Source organism: Microbacterium sp. ISL-103 (assembly GCF_018613995.1).
GTDB lineage: Bacteria > Actinomycetota > Actinomycetes > Actinomycetales > Microbacteriaceae > Microbacterium.
The window spans coordinates 1-1,785 of sequence record NZ_JAGGPD010000479.1 but is presented as its reverse complement, the minus strand read 5'-3'; the positions used below and the strand labels follow the sequence as shown (position 1 = coordinate 1,785).

The 1,785-nt window shown below is 69.1% G+C and carries 2 protein-coding genes and 1 pseudogene; all 3 read right to left on the bottom strand.

The features are described from left to right. A partial coding sequence (locus tag J7E68_RS16265; RefSeq protein ID WP_251049077.1) for an SAM-dependent methyltransferase occupies nt 1-237 on the bottom strand: 237 nt, incomplete at its 3' end. Beyond that, nucleotides 234-602: a nitrite reductase small subunit NirD gene (gene nirD / locus J7E68_RS16260; protein WP_215174349.1), complete on the bottom strand. Its 369-nt coding sequence runs from the start codon at nt 600-602 to the stop codon at nt 234-236. The genes nirD and J7E68_RS16265, both read right to left, overlap by 4 nt. Beyond that, nucleotides 599-1,785, bottom strand: a pseudogene (locus J7E68_RS16255) ((2Fe-2S)-binding protein); the annotation flags it as partial. The gene nirD and the pseudogene J7E68_RS16255, both read right to left, overlap by 4 nt.

Below are 1,785 nucleotides of genomic sequence, written 5' to 3'. Positions count from 1 at the left end.
GACGGTGGGCCGGTGGATCTCGTGCTGAGGAACAGGGTGGTTGCCCGGCTGCTTCCCGACGGCGACGACCTCGACGTGCGGGGGCAGCTCGCGGCGGAGTTCCTCGAACGGGCCGAGCCTGTCGGCCACCACGACATCGGCCGCCATCAGCAGTCTGTAGGCACGGATCGTGAGGAGGTCCGCGGGGCCGGGTCCACCGCCGATCAGGTCGACTCTGCCGACCAGGGCGCGCCTCATGACATCGCCTCCGCCGGCGAGCCGACGAACACGGCCCCGTCGACGACGGAGACGGCCCAGACCCGCAGTGCCGCGGGTCCTTTCCCCTGCGTCTCGAGGCACTCGCCTGTGCGAAGGTCGAAGACCTGCTTGTGCAGGGGCGATGCGACGGTGGGCGCTTCGCCCTTCGAGCCGACGATGCCGCGGGAGATGACGTGCGCCCCGCTGTACGGGTCGAGATTGTCGACCGCATGCACCGTGCCGTCGGGAAGCAGGAACAGCGCCACCTGGTCGCCGTCGATCAGGGCGGCTCTCCCCCGCTCGACCTCGAGGTCGCCGACGGTGCAGACCCGCACACCGAGATCCGTCTGCGCAGCGATGCTCATCGTCGTACCTCCAGTGCGGTGCCCGCGATCAGCACGCCGCCGCTCCGACGCTCCTCGGCGGTCGCCGGACGGATCTGGCCCCGCTCCGAGACGTAGGCGAGCGAGGGGTCGGGGGTGTCCGCGGCGTTGACGAACGAGCGGAACCGCTCGAGCTTCTCCGGGTCGCGAAGGGTCGCGGCCCATTCGTCTTCGTACCGGTCGACGTGCTGCGCCATGGCCTCGTCGAGGTCGGCGCAGATGCCGAGGCTGTCGTCGAAGATCACGCTCCGGAGGCCGTCGAGTCCGCCCTCGAGCTCCTCGCACCACGGCGCCGTGCGCTGCAGCCGATCGGCGGTGCGGATGTAGTACATGAAGAACCTGTCGATCGCCCGGATCAGCCCGTCGTCGTCGAGGTCCGAAGCGAGCAGCTGCGCGTGCCGCGGAGAGAACCCGCCGTTGCCCCCGACATACATGTTCCACCCGGTCTCGGTCGCGATGACCCCGACGTCCTTGCCCCGCGCCTCGGCGCACTCCCGGGCGCAGCCCGACACACCGAGCTTGAGCTTGTGAGGTGCTCGAAGCCCCCGATACCGCAGCTCGAGGGTGACGGCCATGCCGACCGCGTCGAGCACGCCGTAGCGACACCACGTCGAGCCGACGCACGACTTCACCGTGCGCAACGACTTGCCGTACGCCTGCCCGGACTCGAATCCCGCGTCCACCAGGCGCTGCCAGATCTGCGGCAGCTGCTCGAGGCGAGCGCCGAACATGTCGATGCGCTGCCCACCGGTGATCTTCGTGTAGAGCGCGAAGTCCTTCGCGCCCTGCCCGATCGCGCGCAGCCCCTCGGGAGTCACCTCTCCTCCCGGCATGCGGGGCACCACCGAGTACGTGCCGTACTTCTGCATGTTGGCCATGACGTGGGCGTTGGTGTCCTGCAGGGTCGCATTCTCGCCGTCGAGCACGTGCGACCCCACCAGCACAGAGAGGATGCTGGCGATCGCGGGCTTGCAGATATCGCAGCCCCGGCCCCGGCCGAACCGCTCGACGATCCCGCTGAAGGTGGTCAGCTGCGCCACCCGCACCGCGTCGAACAGCTGTCGGCGCGACATGTCGAAGTGCTCGCACAGCGCGTTCGACACGGTCTGACCGAGTTTGGTGAGCTCCTGCCCGACGACCTTCTTGACCATCAGCACACACGAGC

What these genes read in the sequence shown, in the direction of transcription:
- nirD (WP_215174349.1), bottom strand. Translation starts at nt 602, where the DNA reads ATGAGCATCGCTGCGCAGACGGATCTCGGTGTGCGGGTCTGCACCGTC.